Consider the following 22,778-nt stretch of genomic DNA (forward strand, 5'->3'; position numbering starts at 1 on the left):
GTCAGAATTATTGCGGGTTTTGCGGCGCTTCAACCTCTGGCGCGGACTCGGCCGGCTTTTCAACGGGCACATCGGCCGGCGGCGTTGCATCTTCCGCAGGCTTCACCAATGGCGCCGGGCTGGAGCGGTAGTCGGCGCGGCGCTTGAGCTGGAACTCGCGCACGGCGGCATTATGCGCATCCAGGTCATCAGAGAAAATATGGCTGCCATCACCCCGTGCGACGAAATACAGGCTGCTGCCCGGCACCGGGTTCAGCGCGGCATGGATCGCCTCCCGGCCGACCATGGCGATGGGCGTCGGCGGCAGGCCGGCGACCATATAGGTGTTGTAAGGGTTCGCTTCCTTGAGGTGCGCACGGGTCAACTTGCCGTTGTAGCGCTCGCCCAGGCCGTAGATCACCGTCGGGTCAGTCTGCAACAGCATGCCGACCTTCAGGCGACGCACAAAGACACCGGCAATCTGCCCACGCTCTTCAGGCACGCCCGTCTCTTTCTCCACCAGGGAGGCCATGATCAACGCTTGATAAGGGTCGGTGTACGGCGCATCGGCCGCACGCTTGCTCCACTCCTGGGCGAGTACATCGTCCAGACGGTTGTAGGCTTTTTTCAGGAATTCGACGTCGGTCATCCCACGCACAAAGCGATAGGTATCGGGGAAGAACCGCCCTTCGGGAAACACGCCGGGGTGACCGAGCTTGTCCATCAGCTCCGTGTCGCTCAGGCCTGCGAGGGTCTGCACGATCTTTTCATGCTTGGCCAGCGCCGAGCGCACCTGGCGGAAGTTCCAGCCTTCCACCAGCGTCAGGCTGTATTGCACTACTTCACCCCGCTGCCACAGGCCGATCAGGCTTTGCGCCGTCATGCCAGGGGTCATGCGGTATTCGCCGCTGTGCAGCGGCTGGCCGTCGAGGTTGAAACGCCAGTACAGGCGCAACCAGAAGGCGCCATCCAGCACGCCGTCGGCTTCCAGGCGATTGAAGGTACCGGTGGGGGTCGCCCCAGCCGGTACGTCGAGCAATTGCTCCTGGGTCAGGTTCAAGGGCTGCTTCAGGGCCGCGTCGTATTTCCACGCGCCATAGCCCAACAGCAACGCCGCCGAGAACAGACCGATCAGCAGCAGTACAACCAGTTTTCGTATCAACTCAAATTTCCAATAGTGCGCGAACAATGCCCTGCAGTTTACGGGTGAGCGGCCCAACCGGCCAGCTCATCCCAGCGCAACCGCGCACCGGCCAAATGCCATAAACGCTGTTGCACACGAAGACTTCGTCGGCCTGCTGCAACTGCTCAAGATCGATGTCGGCCACGGCCACCGGGATTCCCAGGGTATGTGCCTGGGCCAGAATCTCGGCACGCATCACGCCGGCAACGCCGCAACGGGTCAGATCAGCGGTTAGTAACAAGCCGTTGCGCACCAGGAACAGGTTGCTGAATACGCCTTCAACGACACGCCCGGACACATCCAGCATCAAGCCTTCAGCGTGCTCGGCGTCTTGCCATTCGGCGCGGGCGATCACCTGCTCCAGGCGATTGAGGTGCTTGAGACCAGCCAGCAACGGCTGTTCGGCCAAGCGGGTCGCACACGCAAACAGACGAATACCGTCGACTGCATGGGCGTGGGGATAGGTAGCGGGCGGGTTGCCCTGCAAGATACGGCGCACCGGCGCGCCAGGGTTGATGCCATAACCGCGCAGGCTGTCGCCACGGGTGAGGATCAACTTGAGGACACCGTCGCCGAGGGCGGCGGCATAGGCCAGCACTTCGCTGCGGATCACCACGGGGTCCGCAACCAAGGCGAGGCGCCTGCAACCCTCATCGAGGCGCTGCAAGTGACGGTCGAGCAGCACCGGCTGCCCGGCCCTGACGGCGATGGTCTCGAACAGCCCATCGCCATACGCCAGGCCGCGATCTTTCAGGGGCACGCTGTCCGCTGGCTGACCGTCGACCCAGCTGTGCATCACTCGGCGAACCGGCGGAACACCAGGGATCCGTTGGTGCCACCAAAACCGAACGAGTTGGAGATCACCACGTCGATCGGCATCGGTTGCGCTTCGTGAGGCACGAAGTTCAGGTCGCAGCCTTCGTCCGGCTCATCCAGGTTGATGGTCGGCGGAGCGACCTGGTCCTTGATGGCCATGACGCTGAAGATCGCTTCGACCGCGCCCGCCGCACCCAACAAGTGGCCGGTCATGGACTTGGTGGAGCTGACCGCCAGGTTGTAGGCGTGTGCGCCGAACACCGACTTGATGGCTTCGGCTTCCGCCAAGTCGCCGGTCGGGGTCGACGTGCCGTGGGCGTTGATGTACTGCACCTGGTCCGCATTGACCTTCGCATCGCGCAGGGCATTGGTGATGCAGCGCGCAGCACCGGCACCGTCGGACGGTGGCGATGTCATGTGGTACGCATCGCCGCTCATGCCGAAACCGATCAGCTCGGCGTAGATGGTGGCGCCACGCGCCTTGGCGTGTTCCAACTCTTCCAGCACCAGGGCACCAGCACCGTCGGACAGTACGAAACCGTCACGGCCTTTGTCCCATGGACGGCTGGCGCGGGTGGGTTCGTCGTTGCGCGTCGACAGCGCACGGGACGCGCCGAAGCCGCCCATGCCGAGGCCGCAGGCCGCCATTTCAGCGCCGCCGGCGATCATCACGTCGGCTTCGTCATAGGCGATGTTGCGCGCCGCCATGCCGATGCAGTGCGTGCCGGTGGTGCACGCCGTGGCAATGGCGTAGTTAGGCCCCTGTGCGCCCAAGTGGATCGACAGGAAACCGGAAATCATGTTGATGATCGAGCCCGGAACGAAGAACGGTGAAATTCGACGGGGGCCTGAATCGTGCAACGTGCGGCTGGTTTCTTCGATATTGGTCAAACCGCCAATACCCGAACCCATGGCCACGCCGATGCGGTCACGGTTGGCGTCGGTGACTTCCAGGCCGGCGTTACGCACTGCCTGAAAACCGGCTGCCAGGCCGTATTGAATGAACAGGTCGAGTTTGCGGGATTCTTTGACCGAGAGATATTCCTCGACATTGAAACCCTTTACCGAGCCGCCAAAACGGGTGGAATAGGCAGAAAGGTCCGTGTGTTCGATCAGACCAATACCACTGTGGCCAGCCAGAATGCCCTGCCAACTGCTCGGCACATCCGTGCCCAGTGGCGACAACATACCCATACCGGTGACTACGACGCGTCTACGCGACACAGCACTCTCCTTTTTCTAATGACGACACTTTTGCTTCAGCGCTTGTTTTTCATCAGGGCTAAAGAAAAAACCGCACGCCGTTACAGCAGTGCGGTTTTTCCCTGACAGCAAGCGACGACTACAAACTATTACGCCTGGTGGCTAGTAACGTAGTCGATAGCAGCTTGAACAGTAGTGATTTTTTCAGCTTCTTCGTCCGGGATTTCGGTCTCGAATTCCTCTTCCAGAGCCATCACCAGCTCAACGGTGTCAAGGGAATCGGCACCCAGGTCTTCTACGAAGGAAGCAGTGTTGACCACTTCTTCTTCTTTAACGCCCAGTTGCTCGGCGACGATTTTCTTGACGCGCTCTTCGATGGTGCTCATACCTTGTTTAACTCCTAATGGACAAATTCAGGCAGCTGGCCAGTGGGTAAGTGTATAGAAAGCCTTTTCAGCTTTTCAACTGAAAGCTTCACCCTGTACCCGGTCGGCCACCTGCCTATAAATTAAGTTGCAGCTTTATAACGGATTTTAGACAGCTCGTATGACATTTTTTTGAAGCGATCCGTCACAATTTAACTCATGTACATCCCGCCGTTCACCGGGATTGTAGCCCCAGTCACGTATGCCGCACCGTCGGATGCCAGGAAAGTGACCACATTCGCGATCTCTTGGGCCTGGCCCAGACGGCCCAGCGGAATCTGCGTCAGCAAGGCTTCACGCTGTGCTTCCGGCAGCTCACGGGTCATATCGGTGTCGATGAACCCTGGGGCCACCGAGTTGACCGTAATCGACCGCGAGCCGACTTCACGTGCCAATGCACGGCTGAAACCTTCCAGACCGGCTTTGGCGGAGGCGTAGTTTACTTGGCCTGCGTTGCCCATGGCACCCACTACGGAGCCAATATTGATAATTCGGCCCCAACGCGCCTTGGTCATGCCGCGCAAAACGCCCTTGGACAGGCGAAACAGACTGTTCAAGTTGGTGTCGACCACGTCGTACCACTCGTCGTCTTTCATGCGCATCATCAGGTTGTCGCGGGTGATACCGGCGTTGTTCACCAGAATCGCCGGCGCACCGAACTGTGCGGTGATCTCGGCCAGTACGGCAGCCACGGATTCATCACTGGTCACGTTCAGCTCAAGGCCAGTACCTTGCACGCCGTTTTCCTTCAGGGTCGCGGCGATACGCTCGGCGCCCGAAGCGGAAGTGGCGGTGCCGATCACAACGGCGCCCTGACGGCCCAGTTCCAGGGCGATCGCCTGGCCAATGCCACGGCTTGCGCCGGTAACCAGTGCAACTTTACCTTGCAGACTCATGCAGGCTTCTCCTTAGTTCGGGGATTAGGCCAGTGCCGCGCGAGCGGCAGCGAAGGCATCCGGGGTATTGAGGTTGGCAGTCGACACGCCGTCGGCGCAGCGCTTGTTCAGGCCGGCCAGGACTTTGCCCGGACCGCACTCGACCAGCTCGGTGGCACCGTTGGCCGCCAGGGTCTGGACCGATTCAACCCAGCGTACGGGCTTGTAGAGTTGTTCCAGCAGGTCGCGCTTGAGGGTGTCGAGGTCGGCAGCCACGGCTGCGCTGACGTTCTGTACCAGCGGAATCTGCGGCGCCTGCCAGTTGATGGCAGCGATGGACTCGGCAAAACGCTCGGCCGCCGGACGCATCAGCTCGCAGTGCGACGGCACGCTCACCGGCAATGGCAGCGCACGCTTGGCGCCACGGGCTTTGCAGCCTTCGATGGCACGCTCGACCGCAGCCTTGGCACCGGCGATCACCACCTGGCCAGGCGAGTTGAAGTTCACGGCGCTGACCACTTCGCCCTGGGCCGCTTCGGCGCAGGCTTCGATCACCACGGCGTCATCCAGGCCCAGGATAGCGGCCATGCCGCCCTGCCCGGCCGGAACGGCTTCTTGCATCAGTTGGCCACGGCGCTCGACCAGCTTGACCGCCTCACCGAGGGTCAGGCTGCCCGCGACAACCAGGGCGCTGTATTCGCCCAGGCTGTGACCGGCGACGAATGCCGGACGCGCGCCGCCTTCCGCCAGCCACAAGCGCCACAGGGCGATCGAAGCGGTCAGGATGGCCGGCTGGGTTTTATCGGTTTGATTGAGCTGCTCTTCCGGCCCTTGCTGGGTCAGTGCCCACAGGTCGTAACCGAGGGCGTCGGAAGCTTCTTTGAAGGTGTCCAGGACCAGCGGGTATTGCGCGCCCAGCTCGGCCAACATGCCGAGGGACTGCGAACCCTGCCCTGGAAAGACGAATGCGAGGGATGTAGACATGTAACAAGCCCCTAATGATCTGGTCGTCAAAAATGCGCACTCCTACGGAGGGAGCGCACGAAACTGACAGATTGGATGGTCAATTGAACTGGCCGGTCACATTTAAGCACTCTCGGGCCGATTCGCCTAAGGCAACAGGTCCTCAAGACGGCCGTGCAGGCGTTGCGGCAGGTTTTCCTGGATCTCGATCAGGGCCCGCGCAATCGCACTTTGAAAGCCTTCCACACCGGCCGAGCCATGGCTTTTAACCACGATACCCTGCAAACCCAGGAAACTCGCACCGTTATGCCGTGCCGGGGCGAGGTCGGCCTGCAGGCGACGCATCAACGGCAACGCCAGGGCGCCAACCAGGCGCGACGCCAGGTTCTGCTTGAACAACGCCTCGATACGCGTAGCGATCATGGTCGCCAAGCCTTCGCTGGATTTAAGCAGGATATTTCCGACAAACCCGTCGCACACCACTACATCGGCTTCGCCACGGTACAAACCGTCACCCTCGACAAAGCCGATGTAGTTCAAGCCCCGCGCGCCTTGCAGCAAAGTGGCGGCCAGCTTGACCTGCTGGTTGCCCTTGATGTCTTCGGTGCCGATATTCAGCAAGGCCACCCGTGGCCGGGCAACACCCAGCGCTTCGGCGGCCACCGAGCCCATCACGGCAAACTGGAACAAGTGCTCGGCACTGCAATCGACGTTCGCGCCCAGGTCCAGCAGTTGGCAATAGCCTTTCTGCGTCGGAATCGCCGCCACCATCGCCGGCCGGTCAATGCCAGGCAACGTCTTGAGCACAAACCGCGACAACGCCATCAGGGCCCCGGTATTGCCAGCACTGACACAGGCTTGCACCTTGCCGTCACGCAGCAGCTCCAGCGCCACCCGCATCGACGAGTCGTGCTTACCACGCAGGGCCGCCGCTGGCTTTTCATCCATGGTGATGGTTTCGCTGGCTGGCGTAATCGTCAGGCGCGCGCGATCCACCGCCGGATGGCTGGCAATCAGTTCTTCAAGTAGGGAGGGTTGACCGACGAGGGTCAGGTGCAGCGAGGGTGTAGCGGACAGGCTGGCAATGCAGGCCTGAACAATGTTGCGGGGACCGAAGTCCCCGCCCATTGCGTCTATCGCGATGACTAGAGCAGACAAGTGATTACTCGTCAGCGCCCTTGTCGATCACTTTACGACCACGGTATACGCCTTCTGGCGATACGTGGTGACGCAGGTGAATTTCACCGGTGGTTTTTTCTACAGACAGAGTGCTCGCCGTCAGGGCATCGTGCGAACGACGCATGTCACGGGCAGAGCGGGATTTTTTGTTCTGCTGAACAGCCATAATTGATTAACTCCTAAACGTTTGGGTCACGCTTTAACTGCGCCAATACACTGAACGGGTTGGACCGCGTTACCTCGTCCTCGCTCGGTTCGGGCTCGTCATCGAGCCCCTCCGGCTGCTGGCATTCTTCCGGATGATGAGCAGGCACAATGGGCAAGGCGAGCAGAAGCTCCTCCTCGATCAGTGCATGCAGATCCAATGGATCTTCGCCCAGTTCCAGCACGTCATAACCTTTCGGCAACGACTGGGTATTCGCACCCTCCTTCACCACAGCATAACTGCACTCACTGTGGATCGGCAGGGTGACCAGCTCAAGACAACGCTGGCAAACCATTTTGACTTCGGTGTCGATAAAGCTGTGGATTACCACAGACTTACGTTCATCTCGTTCAAAAACGAATTTGGCCTGCACCGTACCGACAGTGTCGGAAAGCGGGTCGCAGAGTCTCTCCAAATCGGCCAGCAGCAATTCACCTTGAAGGGAAGTGCCACGATCAGCCAATTTGCGCGGGTCAACGTGAGGTGGAATCGGGTCATTCAACATAGGCGCAGCATTATAGGGATGCACCCAGCCATGTCAAAGGAAATTCAGCCCTGTGCGTCAGCCGGTCGCCCCGCTAGAATCCCCGGCCGCCCTGAGGAGACGCCCATGCTGCCTTTATTACTCGCATCCAGCTCGGTTTATCGCCGGGAATTGCTGAGCCGCCTGCACCTGCCATTCATCTGCAGCTCACCGGATATCGACGAAAGCCACCGTGCAAATGAGTCCGCCGTGGAACTGGTCAAGCGTCTGGCCGAACAGAAAGCCCGCGCCCTCGCCACCAGCCACCCAGGGCATCTGATTATAGGCTCCGACCAGGTCGCGGCGCTCGATGGCCGGATCATCGGCAAACCGCACACTTTCGAAAACGCTCGCGAACAACTACTCGCCGCCAGTGGCAAGCGTGTGAGTTTCCTGACCGGCCTGGCGCTGCTTAACAGCAAAACCGGTCAATGCCAGATCGACTGCGTACCTTTTACCGTGCACATGCGCGAACTGGACGCGGCACGCATCGAGCGTTACCTGCGGATTGAGCAGCCGTACGACTGTGCGGGCAGTTTCAAGGCCGAAGGGTTGGGCGTGAGCCTGTTCCAGAGCACAGAGGGGCCGGATGCGACGAGCCTGGTAGGCCTGCCACTGATCCGACTGGTGGATATGCTGCTGGCCGAAGGCGTACAGATCCCTTGAAGCCCACCCCAAAACCACTGTGGGAGCTGGCTTGCCTGCGATAGCGGTGGATCAGCCGATATTGATGTCGACGGGCCCACCGCTATCGCGGGCAAGCCCGCTCCCACATTTGAATCGATGCGCCTGCTGGATCAGCGCAGGGATGGGCCTTGGAAGCCCATGTAAAAGGCCAGCTTCTCGGCGACGCTGGCACCCAGTTTCTTGGAGAATCGATCAAACGGCGATTCCTCAACCGTAAAGTCCACCAACTCTTTCTCGCCAATCACATCCCGCGCCACCGAACTGGCACTGCCCAGGCCATCGATCAGGCCCAGCGGCAACGCTTGTTCGCCCGACCACACCAGGCCGGAGAACAACTCCGGATGGTCTTTGTCCTTCAGACGATCGCCGCGCCCCTGCTTCACGCTGGCGATGAACTGACGATGCGTGGTGTCGAGCACACCCTGCCAGAACTGGGTTTCGTCAGCCTTCTGCGGCTGGAACGGATCCAGGAACGACTTGTGCTCGCCCGACGTGTAGGTGCGACGCTCTACACCGAGCTTCTCCATGGTGCCTACAAAGCCGTAGCCGGCCGCCGTTACACCAATGGAACCCACCAGGCTGGCCTTGTCGGCGTAGATCTGGTCGGCAGCACTGGCGATGTAATAGGCACCTGAAGCCCCTAGGTCGGAAATTACCGCATACAGCTTGGTATCCGGGTGCAGGCCACGCAGGCGGCGAATCTCGTCATACACGTAACCGGACTGCACCGGGCTGCCGCCTGGGCTGTTGATGCGCAGGATCACACCCTTGACCTTGGGGTCTTCAAATGCGGCACGCAGGCTGCTGACGATGTTGTCGGCGCTGGCGGACTCCTTGTCGGCAATCACCCCGCGCACTTCGATCAGTGCGGTGTAGTTGGCACCACGGGTTGCACTTTTTTCCATGTCCATCAGCGGGCTGAACAATGCGAGCATGGCGAGAAGCCAGACGAACGTCAGCAGCTTGAAGAAGATCCCCCAGCGCCGTGCACGGCGCTGTTCCTGGACGCTGGCCAGGAGGGTTTTCTCCAGCAGCTTCCAGCTTTTATCGTCGCTGTTTTCAGCCTTTTCGGGCGCTTTCCACTCGTCACTCATGCCATCAACCCCAGCAAAGACTTATTGGGCCCGGCTGAGCCAGGCCTGCAATTCGGAAAAATGATCGATCGTCAGACGCGGCTCATATTGCTGCAAGGCCTCGGCAGCCTGGGCGCCATAGCTGACCGCCACACTGTCCATGCCCGCATTGCGTGCCATCATCAGGTCGAAGGAAGCATCACCCACCATCAAGGCCTGGCGTGGCGACACGCCGCAATGGGCCAGGATCTGCTCCAGCATCAGAGGGTGAGGCTTGCTGGCAGTTTCATCGGCGGCGCGGGTGATATCGAAATAATCTTCCCAACCGTGGGCCTTGAGCACCCGATCCAGCCCGCGACGCGCCTTGCCGGTGGCGACCGCCAGGTGATAACCCTCGGCGCGGAACGCCTCCAGAGACTGCACCACACCGTCGAACAACGGCGAAGGCGTGGCTTCCAGGGCGATGTAGTGGTCCGCATAGTGATCACGGAAGGTGACCAGCTCAGCGTCGCTGATCTCGGGATACAAGGTGCGAATCGCCTCAGGCAGGCCCAGGCCGATGATGCCCTTGACCGCGTGATCGGTGCACAGCGCATAGCCCGAGCGGGTCGACGCCGCGTGCATCGACTCGACAATCCGGCCAATGGAGTTGGCCAGGGTGCCGTCCCAATCGAAAATCAGCAGTTTGTAATCAAGGTGCGACACTCAAACGCTCCACGGTCTTGGCCCACATCTCATCGACCGGCGCCTGCAGCTTCAACTCGCCACCATCAGGCAGTGGCACTGTGAGCATGTAGGCGTGCAGGAACAGGCGCTTGCCGCCCAGGTCGCGGATTTCCTTGGAGAAATCCTCGTCGCCGTACTTGGTATCGCCAGCAATGCAATGGCCGGCGTGCAAGGTGTGCACGCGAATCTGATGGGTACGCCCGGTCACCGGCTTTGCCTCGACCATAGTGGCGAAGTCACCGAAGCGACGCAGCACCTTGAACAGGGTCAGGGCTTCTTTGCCCTCCTCGTCCACTTCCACCATGCGCTCGCCGGAGCGCAGGTTGCTCTTCTGCAACGGCGCGCGGACGCTCTTGATGGAACTGGCCCAGTTGCCGCGCACCAGCGCCATGTAGCGCTTGTCCACGCCATCGCCACGCAGGGCGGTGTGAAGGTGGCGCAACATGCTGCGTTTCTTGGCGATCATCAGCAGGCCAGAGGTGTCACGGTCCAGGCGATGGACCAACTCCAGCTCCTTGGCGTCCGGGCGCAACTGACGAAAGGCTTCGATCACACCGAAATTCAGCCCACTGCCGCCGTGAACCGCAATACCGCAAGGCTTGTTGATCACGATCAGCTTGTTGTCTTCGAAGACAATCGATGCTTCCAGGCGTTGCAACAAACCCTGGGCCAAGGGCACAGGCTCGTCACGCTCGGGCACGCGAACCGGCGGCACACGGACGATATCGCCCGCCTGCAACTTGTACTCGGGCTTGATCCGACCCTTGTTCACCCGCACTTCACCTTTACGCAAGATGCGGTAAATCAGGGTCTTGGGCACGCCTTTGAGCCTGGCCAGGAGAAAATTGTCGATGCGTTGGCCGGCATATTCCGGCGAGACCTCGAGCAGCTGGACGCTGGGGGTCTGGGGGGCGGTAGTCGTCATGGCGGCGATGATAACAATTTTTTATGGAATTGAAGCACTTAATCATTGCTGCTATAGTCGCGAACGCCGCCAAAAGCGGCCTGGACAGAGGACTTGCGGCAAACTGCCGGCCCTGACCATCGCAATTCATCAGGACGCGAGGCCGTCCTACGGGGCTTTCGCCACCCTGGAAGGCTCAAGATTGTAACAAGCGCAGGTGACATGAGGCCTGAAGCGAGTGCAGAAAGCAGAGTGAATACTCGCGTTCTGCGCCGATATTTACGGCCAGTTCACAAAGTGCAGTCAGTCTTGGACCAGACCACGGCGAATGCTTCGGAAACAACGCCTGTTAAGAGCTGAGTGAGAGCGCAACCGCCCACACCTAGTCTTGTTTAGCCATGAGCGTGGACTCCCCATTGGAGAACACGGTAAATGCCAACCCGCTGCGGATTCTGCGCGCGGCAGCACCCGAATTATCAGGGATACGTGTAGGGTGGAGATGCACAACCGTCGGACCGTGTAGCACTAGGCTTATATTTAGACGCTTCATCTCGTCCACAGTCGCCGGTTGATTCCTCCTCCTGACCTTAGCTTTTGTTGAAGTGGTGCCTTTGTCACCACCGCTAACAAGCAGGACGCGTCCGTCGCGATACCGGCCCAATTGGCTGGTTTTTGCTGGACACTGGAGTGGCCAACCACTCTTGACGCACCTGACACCGACCGTGAGAAGTCGTGTGTGCCGAACGCCGTTTCCGGCAGCCCGGAAACCGACGGTACAACATGAAAAGAATGCTGATTAACGCAACTCAACCCGAAGAGTTGCGTGTTGCACTGGTAGATGGCCAACGCCTCTACGACCTGGACATCGAATCCGGTGCACGCGAGCAAAAGAAGGCCAACATCTATAAAGGCCGTATTACTCGCATCGAACCAAGCCTTGAGGCTGCCTTTGTCGATTTCGGCTCCGAGCGCCACGGCTTCCTGCCCCTCAAGGAAATCTCCCGCGAATACTTCAAGAAAGCCCCTGAAGGCCGCGTGAACATCAAGGACGTCCTGAGCGAAGGCCAGGAAGTCATCGTCCAGGTAGAAAAAGAAGAACGTGGCAACAAGGGCGCAGCCCTGACCACCTTCATCAGCCTGGCCGGCCGTTACCTGGTCCTGATGCCAAACAACCCACGTGCTGGCGGCATTTCCCGTCGCATCGAAGGCGAAGAGCGCAACGAACTGCGTGAAGCGCTGAACGGCCTGATCGCACCGGCCGACATGGGCTTGATCGTTCGCACTGCAGGCCTGGGCCGCAGCAGCGAAGAAATGCAGTGGGACCTCGACTACCTGCTGCAACTGTGGACCGCTATCAAAGAAGCGTCCCTGGATCGTTCCGCGCCGTTCCTGATCTACCAGGAAAGCAACGTGATCATCCGCGCCATCCGCGATTACCTTCGCCAGGACATCGGCGAAGTGCTGATCGACAGCGTTGAAGCCCAGGACGAAGCCCTGACCTTCATCCGCCAGGTAATGCCGCAGTACGCCAGCAAGATCAAGCTGTACGAAGACAGCGTTCCGCTGTTCAACCGTTTCCAGATCGAAAGCCAGATCGAGACCGCCTTCCAGCGCGTGGTCGAACTGCCTTCCGGTGGCTCCATCGTGATCGACCCGACCGAAGCCCTGGTGTCCATCGACATCAACTCGGCGCGTGCGACCAAAGGCAGCGACATCGAAGAAACCGCCCTGCAGACCAACCTAGAAGCGGCTGAAGAAATCGCCCGCCAGCTGCGCCTGCGTGATATCGGCGGCCTGATCGTGATCGACTTCATCGACATGACCCCTGCCAAGAACCAGCGCGCCGTGGAAGAAAAAGTCCGCGAATGCCTGGAAGCTGACCGTGCCCGCGTACAGGTCGGTCGCATCTCGCGCTTCGGCCTGCTGGAAATGTCCCGTCAGCGCCTGCGTCCATCCCTGGGCGAGAGCAGCGGCATCGTCTGCCCGCGTTGCAACGGCACCGGCATCATCCGTGACGTTGAATCGCTGTCCCTGGCGATCCTGCGCCTGATCGAAGAAGAAGCCCTGAAAGACCGCACCGCCGAAGTCCGCGCGCAAGTGCCAATCCCGGTTGCAGCCTTCCTGCTCAACGAAAAACGCAACTCGATCACCAAGATCGAACTGCGCACCCGTGCCCGTATCGTCATCCTGCCGAACGATCACCTCGAAACCCCGCACTTCGAAGTGCAACGCCTGCGTGACGACAGCCCGGAAGCCCACAGCGGCCAGTCCAGCTACGAAATCGCCGCTGCTGCCGCCGAAGTGGAAGAAGTCCAGCCAGCCGCCGCGACCCGAACCCTGGTTCGCCAGGAAGCTGCAGTCAAGACCGCTCCAGCTCGTGCCAATGCACCGGTTCCAGCTGAAGTTGCAGCGCCAGTTGCCGCGCCGGCCGCCCTGCCTGAGCCGAGCCTGTTCAAAGGCCTGGTGAAATCGCTGGTCAGCCTGTTCGCCACCAAGGAAGAACCAGTTGCTCCGGTTGTGGTTGAGAAACCGGCCTCCGAGCGCCCTGCACGCAACGAAGAGCGTCGCAACGGTCGCCAACAGAGCCGTAACCGCAACGGTCGCCGTGACGAAGAGCGCAAGCCGCGCGAAGAACGTGCACCGCGTGAAGAACGCGCTCCACGTGAAGAGCGTGCCCCTCGCGAAGCCCGTGAAGAAACCCCGACCGTAGAACGTGCACCCCGCGAAGAGCGCGCCCCACGTACTCCGCGCGCCCCACGCGAAGACCGCAAGCCACGTGGCGAGCGTGAAGAGCGTGTGCGTGAACTGCGTGAGCCGCTGGACGCAGCCCCTGCTGCCGTAGCCGGTGCCGCCGCTGCTACCGAAGAGCGCCCAGCTCGCCAGCCACGTGAAGAGCGTGCGCCACGTGAAGAGCGCCAACCTCGCGCCCCGCGTGAAGAGCGTCAACCGCGTGCCGAACAAGCCGCTGCCGCCAGCGAAGAAGAAGTGCTGACCGGCGAAGAGCAACTGCAGGAAGACGGTCAGGAAGGCGCCGAAGGCGATCGTCCACGCCGCCGCTCCCGTGGCCAGCGTCGTCGCAGCAACCGTCGTGAGCGTCAACGTGATGCCAACGGCAACGTGATCGAAGGCTCGGAAGAGACCGGCGAAAACGCAGAAGCCGCGACCAGCGAACCGACTGGCGCTGAACTGGCTGCCGGCCTGGCCGTTACCGCTGCTGTTGCCAGCTCGGTCATCAGCGCTCCTGCTGAAGCCCAGGCTCACGAGCAGGCTGAACGCGCCACTGCTGCTGTCGAAGAAACCGTAGTGGTTGAAGCACCTGCTGCCGAGGCCCCAGTGGTTGAAGCGCCGGTTGTTGAAGCACCAGCAGTTGAAGCGCCAGTTGTAGAGGCACCGGTTGTCGAAGCCACTACCCCAATCGAAGCGCCGGCTGTTCCGGAAGTGGAAGTTGCCCAGGCACCTGAAGCCCAACCAGAAGTTGAAGTGGCGGTCGTTGAACCGGCACCTGTGGTTGAGCCCGAGCCAGTGGTTGAAGCGATTGTTGAAGCACCGGTTGTCGACGCCGCTCCAGAAGTTCGTGAAGTTCGTGAAGTTCGTGAAGAACAGACTGCCTTCCAATGGACTGCCGAGCCAGCCGCTTCGGTTGAAGCGCCAGAACCTGCCCCAGTGGTAGAAGAAGCGCCGGCACCGGTTGCCGAAGTCGTGGTTGCCGAGCCAGCCCCAGTGGTTGAGCCTGCTCCGGCCGCAGAACCTGCACCCGCAGTTGAAGCACCGGTGGTTGCCGAAGTGGCAGCGCCAGTGGTTGAAGCCGCACCGGCCAGCGCCCTGACTGAAAACGGCCGTGCACCGAACGACCCACGTGAAGTGCGTCGTCGTCGCAAGGAAGCTGAAGCCGCAGCAGCTGCTGCCGCGGCACAGGAAGCAGAACACGAGAGCAAGCCTCTCGCCTGATTCCAGCAGCCACTAAAAAGCCCCGCCTGAGTGATCAGGCGGGGCTTTTTTATTCAAAAACGGGAAAACCGTGGCTGCTGGCCCGACGCCTTTACCAGCCCATGCCGCCTGCCATCTTATCGTAACGATTTGCCGCGTTCTCGAGCGCCCTGTGACCAGCATCGGCCGACTGGACTGGACGGCTTTTCCGAGAGGCGGGCTCGTGGTGTGTCGCCTCAGCTTTCACCTCAGCTTTGGGCTGACCCGACGCCTGGGAGGAAGCATGAGGGATAACGGCAGGGGTAAAGACGTTTGGCTGAATAGTATTAGGCATTGGCTCTACTCTCATATTCATTGAGGAAACTCTACCGGTCCGGCTAGAGCCCCTTCAGTAGAAGCGAGGCCTTGAATCGCGGGCATCGGAGTTATCCCAGCGGAAGGTCAGAACCATCACCAGCCTGTGTACGCTTGCTTGCATCTTCCCAGTTCAGCCTGCTGGGCACATCTACATCCCATAACACACCGGGATCCTCAACTTGTACCTCTCTTAAGGCAGGCCGCTCAAACAAGGGCCGGGCCCCGCGATCTCCCGTCAGCGCCATGAGTGCCGGCCCATACATGCGCGCAAAAGCAACCGGATGCCCGTATTGCCCGGCGTACACCGGCACGCTGATGCCTTCCAACCCCTCGATCACCCGCTCAATACTTGCGGCGCGGATAAACGGCATATCCCCCAGCACCACCAACCAGCCGTCTGCCTCACCAGTGGCCGCAACCGCCGCTGCAATACTGTCGCCCATACCAGCCGAACGCAGCAGCAGGACGTCACAACCATAGGCTTCGGCCAACCGAATGACATCCGCACGATCAGGCGACGTCACCACCCAACGCCTCACGACGCGCTCAGGCAGGTTCACCAGCACCTGCTCGATCACCGGCCGCACCACGCCGTCCAGGCCAACACAATCCACCAACAACTTATCCTGGTCCGCCCCGGCTTCAGCGCGGAAACGACTGCCCTGCCCTGCCGCCAGCACAATCGCCGTGACGGTCACTTTGCGACCACCGGCAACGGCTTCTTCTGCATCGGCGCTACGCCGTTCTTGATCGCGACAATTTCCGCCATCAACGACAACGCGATTTCGGCCGGCGTGTGGCTGCCGATATGCAAGCCAATCGGCCCGTGCAGGCGCGCAATCGCCTCGGTCGATAAGCCAAGCGCTGCCAGGTTTTCCCGGCGTTTCTGGGTGTTGACCCGCGAACCCAGGGCGCCAATGTAGAACGCCGAGGAATTCAGTGCCGTGAGCAACGCCATATCATCCAGACGCGGGTCATGGGTGAGGCAGACGATGGCCGTGCGCTCATCGGTCTGGATGTTCAGCACCGCTTCATCGGGCATGCCCGGCACAAAGCGACCGTGCTGTTCTTCCCACCCGTAGACGAACTCGTCGCGGGGGTCGCAGATCAACACTTCGAAATCCAGCAAACGCGCCATTTCCGCCACATAACGTGACAGCTGACCGGCGCCGATCAGCAGCAGGCGCCAGCGCGGGCCGTAGATGGCGCGCAAACGTTCGCCGTCGAAGGTCACCACATCGGTCTTGCTTGCGTCGCTCAGGGTGACTTTGCCACTGGTCAGTTCCAGCTCACGTGCGACGATCTGATGATCTTCACATCGCGCAAGCAAGTCGGCTACCCACGCCCACTCATCCACCCGCTCCTCGGTCAGGCGCAGGGTGCCACCACATGGCAGGCCAAAACGCGCGGCTTCATCGCGGGTAACCCCATAGGTCACCAACTGCACCGGTGGCCCGTCTTCAGGCAAGCGACCATCCTGCAGGCGTGCAATCAGGTCATCCTCGATGCAACCGCCCGACACCGAACCGATCACCACGCCATCGCCACGCAATGCCAGCATCGCCCCCGGCGGCCGTGGTGCGCTGCCCCAGGTCTGGACCACGCTGTACAACACCACTCGCTGCCCGGCGCGGCGCCATTCGAGCACGCTGCGCAGGACATTCAAATCAACACTGTCCACATAACCTCCTGCAAGCGTTAAAACCGATTCACTTACTGTAAAACAAAAGCCGCCAAAGTAATGAGCCAGAAACGCAAACGCCCCGAACCAGTCGGGGCGTTTGTGGGTTGCTGTGGCGTCAGCTCACGCCAGCAGCGGCTTACTTGACGACAGGTGCAGGGCCTTCGGCCACGCCCAGGTCATCGATTTCGCGGGTTTCCGAGATACCGGTACCGCCGGACGCCAGCTCGCTTTGCAGCTTGTCGGTGTCCAGTTCCTTGACCCACTTGGCCACAACGATGGTGGCAACGGCGTTACCTACCAGGTTGGTCAGCGCGCGGGCTTCGGACATGAAACGGTCGATACCCAGGATCAGCGCCAGGCCGGCAACCGGCAGGTGGCCTACGGCCGACAAGGTCGCAGCCAGTACGATGAAGCCAGAACCGGTCACGCCAGCAGCGCCTTTGGAGGACAGCAGCAGCACCAGCAGCAGGGTGATCTGGTGGGTGATGTCCATGTGGGTGTCAGTCGCCTGGGCGATGAACACGGCGGCCATGGTCAGGTAGATCGAAGTACCGTCGAGGTTGAACGAGTAGCCGGTCGGGATCACCAGGCCTACAACGGATTTCTTCGCGCCCAGACGCTCCATCTTGATCAGCATGCGTGGCAGTGCGGATTCCGAGGAAGAAGTACCCAGTACGATCAACAGCTCTTCACGGATGTAGCGGATCAGCTTGATCACGCTGAAACCGTGAGCGCGGCAGATACCGCCCAGCACTATCAGTACGAACAGGATGCAAGTGATGTAGAAGCAGATCATCAACTGGCCCAGCTGCACCAGCGAACCTACGCCGTAGGCACCGATGGTGAACGCCATGGCGCCCAGGGCACCGATTGGCGCGAGCTTCATGATCATGTTGATGATGTTGAACATCACGTGGGCGAAGCGATCGATGAAGTCCAGCACCGGCTTGCCGTAGGCACCCAGGCGGTGCAGGGCGAAACCGAAGATCACCGAGAACATCAGCACTTGCAGGATGTCGCCGTTGGCGAAGGCGCCGACGATGGTGTTAGGGATCACATTGAGGATAAAGCCGACGATGCTCTGGTCTTTACCGGCAGTGACGTAGGCCGCCACTTTGGAAGCGTCCAGGGTCGCTACGTCGATGTGCATGCCGGCGCCCGGTTGCACAACGTTGACCACGATCAGGCCGATCAGCAGTGCGATAGTCGAAACGATTTCGAAGTACAGCAGCGCGTAGCCGCCGGTTTTGCCGACCGATTTCATGCTTTGCATGCCAGCGATGCCGCTGACAACGGTGCAGAAGATGATCGGGGCGATGACCATTTTGATCAGTTTGATGAAACCGTCACCCAGCGGCTTGAGGGCCACACCGGTCTGCGGGTAGAAGTGACCGAGCAAAATACCGATAACGATTGCGACGATCACCTGGAAGTACAGGGATTTGTAGATTGGCTGACGAGTCGTCATTGCAAAGTTCCTCAATCGTCCCGTGTGGCAAAGATCCGCCATTGCCCACGACACTTGAATTGCGAACCCTCCTGCACTGGAGGGATTTGTTGTTTGCGAGCCCTGTAGGAACAAGCCTGCGCTGTAATCCTTATCGCAAACGCCGTGCCACTTTGCTTAAAAACCCTGAAGGCCTTTAGACATCAGGGCTGGGGGCTCCTGGGCGCCCTCCCCCGCGCCAAAACAGGTGGCGGATTTCCGCCCACTCGACCCATCCCGTCCTACAATTTGGCGGATATCCGCCTTGTGACCGCATCCTCGCCTGGCTACCATCGGCCCCTCCATGGACGAGGCCTTCGCATGCGTGAACGTACCATCGCCAGTCATTACGCCCGGGCCGCCCTCGGCGGGGCGCGTCGGGCCGGCTATGACTACTCGGGCCTGCTGCAACAGGTGGGCATCACTCCGGAGCTGCTGACCGAACCCCGCGCCCGCATCGCGCCGGAACAGTTCACCCGCCTGCTGCAAATGCTCTGGCTGGCGCTGGACGACGAATACCTGGGATTCGCCGACGGCCCGAGTAAACGCGGCACTTTCGCCATGATGTGCCACGCGCTGATCCACTGCCGCACCCTGGAGAAGGCCCTGGAACGCGGTTTATTATTTTATAGCCTATTCCCACAAGGCCCGCGCTGGCAGCTGACACGCGAAGGCGAAATGGCCCGCTTGAGCCTGGACGACTCGCAGTTGTGGGACCCGGATCATTTCTTGAGTGAGTGCCTGTTGGTGATCTGGCATCGCCTCGGCAGTTGGCTGATCGGCCAGCGTATCCGGTTGCATCAGGCCACTTTCAGCTACCCAATGCCGGCGCACGCCAGCGAATATGACCTGTTGTTTCCCTGTGCCCAGGTATTCGGTGCACCGAACAGCAGCCTGGTATTTCCCGCGCGCTACCTGAACCTGCCGTTGTTGCAGGATGAACGCACCCTCAAGCACTTCCTGGAACGCTCCCCCGCCGATCTGCTGTCGCGGCCGGACGAAGGCGACAGCTTGAGCAGCCAACTACGCCGCCTGCTCAGCCGCGACCGCACGCCCTGGCCGGACCTGGAAGCCGTGGCCCAGCACCTGCACATCAGCCCGCAGACCCTGCGCAGGCATTTGCGCGAAGAAGGCACCAGCTTTCAGGCACTCAAGGATGAGCTGCGGCGGGACATCGCCATCTATCATCTGGGCCGGGCGGATTTGTCGTTGCAGGAGATTGCCGAGCAGCTCGGGTTTTCTGAGCCGTCGGCATTTCATCGGGCGTTCAAGAAGTGGACGGGGCTGACGCCGGGGGCGTATCGCGCGCAGGAGAGTTAGAGGAAAAAGTTATCTTTGTGGTGAGCGGGCTCACCACAAAAACCGATCAAACGGCGGGGAAGTGAATCTTGAACGCCGCGCCGCCCAACGGCGAATCACCCAAGGTCAACCGCGCGCCATAGCTTTCAATGATGTCCTTGACCACCGCCAAGCCGATCCCCTGCCCCGGATGCTGGCGATCAAGCCGCTCGCCCCGCTGCAGAATCCTTGCCCGCTGATCCGGCGGCACGCCTGGGCCATCGTCTTCAATACACAGCTCACTGCCTTCGAGGTTTTCCACGAAGCTGATGCGCACTTCGCCCAAACACAGGCGGTAGGCGTTTTCCAGCAGGTTGCCGAGCAACTCCAGCAAGGCGCCCTTCTCGATCGGCACGTCGCACTCTTCCGGAAGTTCAAAGGACACAGTGACGCGCTTGTCGCGGTAAACCTTGTCCAGCGTATCGCACAGGCTTTGCAGCACCGGTTCAAGCCGCACCTGGTGACGCACCAGGCCGCTTTTACGCAGGCTGGCACGTTGCAACTGGTAGCTGATCTGCTGGCTCATGCGCTCGATCTGCGATTGCAGCACCCAGGCCTGGTCGCGATCTTCCGGGCGCTGGGCCATGTCTTCGCTCACGCCTTGCAGGACGGCGAGCGGGGTTTTCAGGCTGTGAGCAAGGTCGTCGAGCGAATCGCGGTAACGCGCCCGTTGTTCACGCTCACTGTGCAGCAAGCGGTTGAGGGAGCCGGTGAGGCGCAACAGTTCGCGGGGATGTTGTTCGGACAGGCTCTCGCGGGTGCCGCCTTCGATCTGGTCAAGCTCCTGGCTCAGCCGTCGCAGCGCCTGCAAACCCCAGGTCAGCCCCAGCCACAGCAACGTCAGCAGCACCAGCAACGCGGCGCCAAAGCCCAGGTAGAGGTTTTCGCGCAGGCCTTCGAGGGTCAGTTGGTATTCGCGCACCGGTTGCAGGGCAACGATGCTGAACGCCGCACTTTTACCGCCGAGCAGCCTGACCTCCACGTCATAGACGAAGAACTCCTGGCCATTGGCCTCGCGAATCCGTGCAAATTCATTGCCGCGCCCGTCGTAGCGCGGTTTGTAGTTGATATTTTCTTCCTTGGTCGCCCGCGAACGCCACACCAAGTGGCCTTCACGGTCGTAGATATAGCCGAGCAAGCGGCTGTCGCTGAGATTGAAGCGTTCGTCCGGCAACTGCGCTGGCATCAGCAGGCGGTTATTTTCGACCCGCGCGGCAGAGATGAGCGTGGTGACGTCCGAGGCCAGGCGCTGCTCGATGGAATCCTGCAACGCCAGGCTGAACGCCCCTTGCATCGCCGGCAACAAACCCAGCATGAACAGCACGGCCAGGGTCGCGGCCGCCAGCATCAAGCGCACGCGTAGCGAGCGAATCAACGGCAGCGCTCATTGAACAGGTAGCCCAGGCCACGCACCGTGTCGATTGGCTTGAACCCGGCCGGGCCTTCCAGCTTGCGACGCAGGCGGCCGACCAGCACTTCGATGACATTCGGATCACGCTCGTCGTCATCGGGGTAGAGCTGTTCCATCAAGCGATCCTTGGCCACCACTTGCTGGTGATGGCGCATCAGGTACTCAAGGATTCGGTATTCGTAGGCCGTCAGCGCCAGGGGCTGTTCGTCGAGGGACGCCTGCTTGCGGTTGAGGTCCAGCAGCAGCGGGCCTGCGACAATCGTCGACTGGGTAAACCCGCTGGAACGGCGCAACAAAGCGTTCATCCGCGCCTCCAGCTCTTCGAACTGGAACGGCTTGACCACGTAGTCGTCGGCACCGGCCGCCAGGCCTTCGACCTTGTCCTGCCAGTTGCCACGGGCAGTGAGGATCAGGATCGGGAAGGTCTTGGCCTGGGTGCGCAGTTGGCGGATCAGGTCCAGGCCGCCCATGCCGGGCAGGCCCAGGTCGATGATCGCCAGGTCATGGTTGAACTGGCCGGTCTGGTACAGGGCCTCTTCGGCATTGGCCACGGCCTCGACCACATGCCCGCTGTCGGTCAGGCGGGTCAACAGGTGATGACGCAGCAGCGCCTCATCTTCCACCACCAGCAATTTCATAAGGCTCTCCAAAGCAAATCAACTGTCCGACAGAGGGATATCATAGCGGCCCTGCAAGTCTTGCGGGCGCAGTTTAATGCCATTGAACTGGCCGGTCAGGTGTTCATAGCCGGCGCGATAGGCCGGCTGCGGGGTTGCCAGGCCCAGGGACTGGCCCCAGGGCGTGGGTTGGCTGGCAGATTCTTCGAAACTGACACGCTGGATCAAGGTGCTGGATTTCTTGGTTTTCTCACCGCCGAACGCGGCAAAGGCACGATCGCCTGCCTGGGCTCCGGCAGTGGCACTGAGCATGGTTAACGCCAACATCAGCTGTTTGATCACGGTCATGGTGTTACCTCTACGCGTTTGGCTGCTGCCCTTGTGTGAGTTCCAGACTACGCAGGCGCCCCTGAACTCCCCCTGAACAGGCTCTGAACCTCACCTGAACCGCAGCGGGCTATCCTGTTGCCCATCAACTCGGCAAAATACCGCCCATGAATTCCCTACCCGCTTGCTGCACCCCACTCGACGCCCATTGGCCGCTGCCCGAACCCTTGCCGGGCACGGTGTTTCTCAGCACGCGCTTTGACCCCGCCTTATTAACGGCCGGCGATTTCCAGCGTAGCGCCGTGCCGCCACCGGCCAGCATCCAGCGCTCGGTGCCCAAGCGCCAGGCCGAATTCCTGGCCGGTCGAGTGTGTGCCCGCGCGGCCCTGCAACAACTCGATCGCCTCAACTACATCCCCGCCATCGGTGAAGACCGTGCGCCGGTTTGGCCTGCGCATATCTGTGGCTCCATCACCCACAGCACCGGGCATGCGGCGGCGATTGTCGCGCACAAGGCACAATGGCGTGGGCTGGGGATGGACTTGGAGAATGTGCTGAGCCTGGACCGGGCGGAGCGGCTGGCTGGGGAAATCCTCACGCCCGATGAACTGCAACGTATGGCAACGCTACCGCGAGAGCAGATCGCACAATTGGTGACATTGACGTTTTCGGCCAAGGAGAGCCTGTTCAAGGCGCTCTATCCGATTGTGCAGAAGCGTTTCTATTTTGAGCATGCCGAGGTAATGGAGTGGACTGAGGCCGGGTATATAAGGCTGCGGTTGCTGACGGATTTGTCCGAGGAGTGGTGCCACGGCATGGAGTTGACGGGACAGTTTGCGGTGGATGACGGGCAGTTGTTGAGCCTGGTGGCTATCGGCGCCTGATCCGGT

General features: G+C 60.8%; 22 protein-coding genes. 4 read left to right on the plus strand and 18 right to left on the minus strand.

From position 1 onward, the window contains the following. Positions 1-7: 7 nt before the first annotated feature. The 9 genes from mltG to HX812_RS11630 form a co-directional block, all read right to left on the minus strand. Positions 8-1,141, minus strand: coding sequence for an endolytic transglycosylase MltG (mltG, locus tag HX812_RS11590; protein WP_038847787.1), 1,134 nt, complete (start codon positions 1,139-1,141; stop codon positions 8-10). Position 1,142: 1 nt separating this feature from the next. Beyond that, complete coding sequence (pabC, locus tag HX812_RS11595) at positions 1,143-1,958, minus strand: aminodeoxychorismate lyase (protein WP_038847789.1); 816 nt, start codon at positions 1,956-1,958, stop codon at positions 1,143-1,145. Continuing rightward, positions 1,958-3,202, minus strand: coding sequence for a beta-ketoacyl-ACP synthase II (gene fabF, locus HX812_RS11600; RefSeq protein ID WP_016979749.1), 1,245 nt, complete (start codon positions 3,200-3,202; stop codon positions 1,958-1,960). The genes pabC and fabF overlap by 1 nt, the downstream gene beginning before the upstream one ends. A 128-nt stretch (positions 3,203-3,330) precedes the next feature. Beyond that, on the minus strand, positions 3,331-3,567 hold the full coding sequence (gene acpP / locus HX812_RS11605) for an acyl carrier protein (protein WP_003175607.1): 237 nt from the start codon (positions 3,565-3,567) through the stop codon (positions 3,331-3,333). A gap of 191 nt (positions 3,568-3,758) precedes the next feature. After that, positions 3,759-4,502 carry a 3-oxoacyl-ACP reductase FabG gene (fabG, locus tag HX812_RS11610; RefSeq protein WP_005790544.1) on the minus strand — a complete coding sequence of 248 codons (744 nt, stop codon included), beginning with the start codon at positions 4,500-4,502 and terminating at the stop codon, positions 3,759-3,761. 24 nt (positions 4,503-4,526) lie between these two features. Next, positions 4,527-5,465 carry an ACP S-malonyltransferase gene (fabD, locus tag HX812_RS11615; RefSeq protein ID WP_038846333.1) on the minus strand — a complete coding sequence of 313 codons (939 nt, stop codon included), beginning with the start codon at positions 5,463-5,465 and terminating at the stop codon, positions 4,527-4,529. 126 nt (positions 5,466-5,591) lie between these two features. After that, positions 5,592-6,602, minus strand: coding sequence for a phosphate acyltransferase PlsX (gene plsX / locus HX812_RS11620; protein WP_080642387.1), 1,011 nt, complete (start codon positions 6,600-6,602; stop codon positions 5,592-5,594). A gap of 4 nt (positions 6,603-6,606) precedes the next feature. After that, positions 6,607-6,789 carry a 50S ribosomal protein L32 gene (gene rpmF / locus HX812_RS11625; RefSeq protein ID WP_008152339.1) on the minus strand — a complete coding sequence of 61 codons (183 nt, stop codon included), beginning with the start codon at positions 6,787-6,789 and terminating at the stop codon, positions 6,607-6,609. A gap of 13 nt (positions 6,790-6,802) precedes the next feature. Next, complete coding sequence (locus HX812_RS11630; protein WP_017737760.1) at positions 6,803-7,333, minus strand: YceD family protein; 531 nt, start codon at positions 7,331-7,333, stop codon at positions 6,803-6,805. 105 nt (positions 7,334-7,438) lie between these two features. On the opposite strand from HX812_RS11630, the gene HX812_RS11635 reads away from it, so the two are divergent. Next, positions 7,439-8,017 carry a nucleoside triphosphate pyrophosphatase gene (locus tag HX812_RS11635; RefSeq protein ID WP_038846341.1) on the plus strand — a complete coding sequence of 193 codons (579 nt, stop codon included), beginning with the start codon at positions 7,439-7,441 and terminating at the stop codon, positions 8,015-8,017. A 131-nt stretch (positions 8,018-8,148) separates the two neighbouring features. Here the strand turns inward: HX812_RS11635 and HX812_RS11640 are convergent, their stop codons facing one another. The 3 genes from HX812_RS11640 to rluC are packed head-to-tail and all read right to left on the minus strand — an operon-like array spanning position 8,149 to position 10,762. Continuing rightward, the gene (locus tag HX812_RS11640) at positions 8,149-9,132 is read right to left on the minus strand and encodes a S49 family peptidase (RefSeq protein WP_038846344.1); all 984 of its coding nucleotides are present in this window, start codon (positions 9,130-9,132) and stop codon (positions 8,149-8,151) included. A gap of 21 nt (positions 9,133-9,153) precedes the next feature. Then, positions 9,154-9,816, minus strand: coding sequence for an HAD-IA family hydrolase (locus HX812_RS11645; protein ID WP_038846346.1), 663 nt, complete (start codon positions 9,814-9,816; stop codon positions 9,154-9,156). Beyond that, on the minus strand, positions 9,803-10,762 hold the full coding sequence (gene rluC / locus HX812_RS11650; protein ID WP_033901273.1) for a 23S rRNA pseudouridine(955/2504/2580) synthase RluC: 960 nt from the start codon (positions 10,760-10,762) through the stop codon (positions 9,803-9,805). Before rluC ends, HX812_RS11645 begins: the two co-directional genes overlap by 14 nt. A 768-nt stretch (positions 10,763-11,530) precedes the next feature. On the opposite strand from rluC, the gene rne reads away from it, so the two are divergent. Further along, entirely contained in the window at positions 11,531-14,689 is a 3,159-nt protein-coding gene (gene rne, locus HX812_RS11655) for a ribonuclease E (RefSeq protein ID WP_200864516.1), read from the plus strand. A 404-nt stretch (positions 14,690-15,093) separates the two neighbouring features. Here the strand turns inward: rne and HX812_RS11660 are convergent, their stop codons facing one another. From HX812_RS11660 to HX812_RS11670, 3 genes are all read right to left on the minus strand, one after another. Then, the gene (locus HX812_RS11660) at positions 15,094-15,723 is read right to left on the minus strand and encodes an NTP transferase domain-containing protein (protein ID WP_050572431.1); all 630 of its coding nucleotides are present in this window, start codon (positions 15,721-15,723) and stop codon (positions 15,094-15,096) included. Beyond that, positions 15,720-16,706 (minus strand): XdhC family protein, encoded by a 987-nt coding sequence (locus HX812_RS11665; RefSeq protein WP_038846350.1) that lies wholly within the window; start codon positions 16,704-16,706, stop codon positions 15,720-15,722. Before HX812_RS11665 ends, HX812_RS11660 begins: the two co-directional genes overlap by 4 nt. Before the next feature lie 139 nt (positions 16,707-16,845). Continuing rightward, on the minus strand, positions 16,846-18,177 hold the full coding sequence (locus HX812_RS11670) for a dicarboxylate/amino acid:cation symporter (protein ID WP_033901277.1): 1,332 nt from the start codon (positions 18,175-18,177) through the stop codon (positions 16,846-16,848). 339 nt (positions 18,178-18,516) lie between these two features. On the opposite strand from HX812_RS11670, the gene HX812_RS11675 reads away from it, so the two are divergent. After that, positions 18,517-19,515 carry an AraC family transcriptional regulator gene (locus tag HX812_RS11675; protein WP_038846351.1) on the plus strand — a complete coding sequence of 333 codons (999 nt, stop codon included), beginning with the start codon at positions 18,517-18,519 and terminating at the stop codon, positions 19,513-19,515. A gap of 46 nt (positions 19,516-19,561) precedes the next feature. Here the strand turns inward: HX812_RS11675 and HX812_RS11680 are convergent, their stop codons facing one another. The 3 genes from HX812_RS11680 to HX812_RS11690 are packed head-to-tail and all read right to left on the minus strand — an operon-like array spanning position 19,562 to position 21,909. Further along, positions 19,562-20,908, minus strand: a complete 1,347-nt coding sequence (locus HX812_RS11680) for an ATP-binding protein (protein ID WP_038846352.1) — start codon at positions 20,906-20,908, stop codon at positions 19,562-19,564. Next, a complete protein-coding gene (locus HX812_RS11685; RefSeq protein ID WP_016973689.1) occupies positions 20,905-21,582 on the minus strand; it encodes a response regulator transcription factor in 678 nt (225 codons plus the stop codon). The genes HX812_RS11680 and HX812_RS11685 overlap by 4 nt, the downstream gene beginning before the upstream one ends. Positions 21,583-21,600: 18 nt before the next feature. Beyond that, positions 21,601-21,909, minus strand: a complete 309-nt coding sequence (locus HX812_RS11690) for a hypothetical protein (RefSeq protein WP_016979766.1) — start codon at positions 21,907-21,909, stop codon at positions 21,601-21,603. Between the two features lie 146 nt (positions 21,910-22,055). Here HX812_RS11690 and HX812_RS11695 point away from each other — a divergent pair, with 146 nt between their 5' ends. Then, entirely contained in the window at positions 22,056-22,772 is a 717-nt protein-coding gene (locus HX812_RS11695; protein WP_038846355.1) for a 4'-phosphopantetheinyl transferase, read from the plus strand. The last annotated feature ends 6 nt before the right edge of the window (positions 22,773-22,778 follow it).

This window comes from Pseudomonas sp. IPO3749 (genome assembly GCF_013386605.1).
In the GTDB taxonomy this organism is placed as follows: domain Bacteria; phylum Pseudomonadota; class Gammaproteobacteria; order Pseudomonadales; family Pseudomonadaceae; genus Aquipseudomonas; species Aquipseudomonas azotoformans_A.

What these genes read in the sequence shown, in the direction of transcription:
- pabC (WP_038847789.1), bottom strand. Translation starts at nt 1,958, where the DNA reads ATGCACAGCTGGGTCGACGGTCAGCCAGCGGACAGCGTGCCCCTGAAA.
- acpP (WP_003175607.1), bottom strand. Translation starts at nt 3,567, where the DNA reads ATGAGCACCATCGAAGAGCGCGTCAAGAAAATCGTCGCCGAGCAACTG.
- fabG (WP_005790544.1), bottom strand. Translation starts at nt 4,502, where the DNA reads ATGAGTCTGCAAGGTAAAGTTGCACTGGTTACCGGCGCAAGCCGTGGC.
- fabD (WP_038846333.1), bottom strand. Translation starts at nt 5,465, where the DNA reads ATGTCTACATCCCTCGCATTCGTCTTTCCAGGGCAGGGTTCGCAGTCC.
- rpmF (WP_008152339.1), bottom strand. Translation starts at nt 6,789, where the DNA reads ATGGCTGTTCAGCAGAACAAAAAATCCCGCTCTGCCCGTGACATGCGT.
- HX812_RS11630 (WP_017737760.1), bottom strand. Translation starts at nt 7,333, where the DNA reads ATGTTGAATGACCCGATTCCACCTCACGTTGACCCGCGCAAATTGGCT.
- HX812_RS11635 (WP_038846341.1), top strand. Translation starts at nt 7,439, where the DNA reads ATGCTGCCTTTATTACTCGCATCCAGCTCGGTTTATCGCCGGGAATTG.
- HX812_RS11640 (WP_038846344.1), bottom strand. Translation starts at nt 9,132, where the DNA reads ATGAGTGACGAGTGGAAAGCGCCCGAAAAGGCTGAAAACAGCGACGAT.
- rluC (WP_033901273.1), bottom strand. Translation starts at nt 10,762, where the DNA reads ATGACGACTACCGCCCCCCAGACCCCCAGCGTCCAGCTGCTCGAGGTC.
- rne (WP_200864516.1), top strand. Translation starts at nt 11,531, where the DNA reads ATGCTGATTAACGCAACTCAACCCGAAGAGTTGCGTGTTGCACTGGTA.
- HX812_RS11670 (WP_033901277.1), bottom strand. Translation starts at nt 18,177, where the DNA reads ATGACGACTCGTCAGCCAATCTACAAATCCCTGTACTTCCAGGTGATC.
- HX812_RS11675 (WP_038846351.1), top strand. Translation starts at nt 18,517, where the DNA reads ATGCGTGAACGTACCATCGCCAGTCATTACGCCCGGGCCGCCCTCGGC.
- HX812_RS11685 (WP_016973689.1), bottom strand. Translation starts at nt 21,582, where the DNA reads ATGAAATTGCTGGTGGTGGAAGATGAGGCGCTGCTGCGTCATCACCTG.
- HX812_RS11690 (WP_016979766.1), bottom strand. Translation starts at nt 21,909, where the DNA reads ATGACCGTGATCAAACAGCTGATGTTGGCGTTAACCATGCTCAGTGCC.
- HX812_RS11695 (WP_038846355.1), top strand. Translation starts at nt 22,056, where the DNA reads ATGAATTCCCTACCCGCTTGCTGCACCCCACTCGACGCCCATTGGCCG.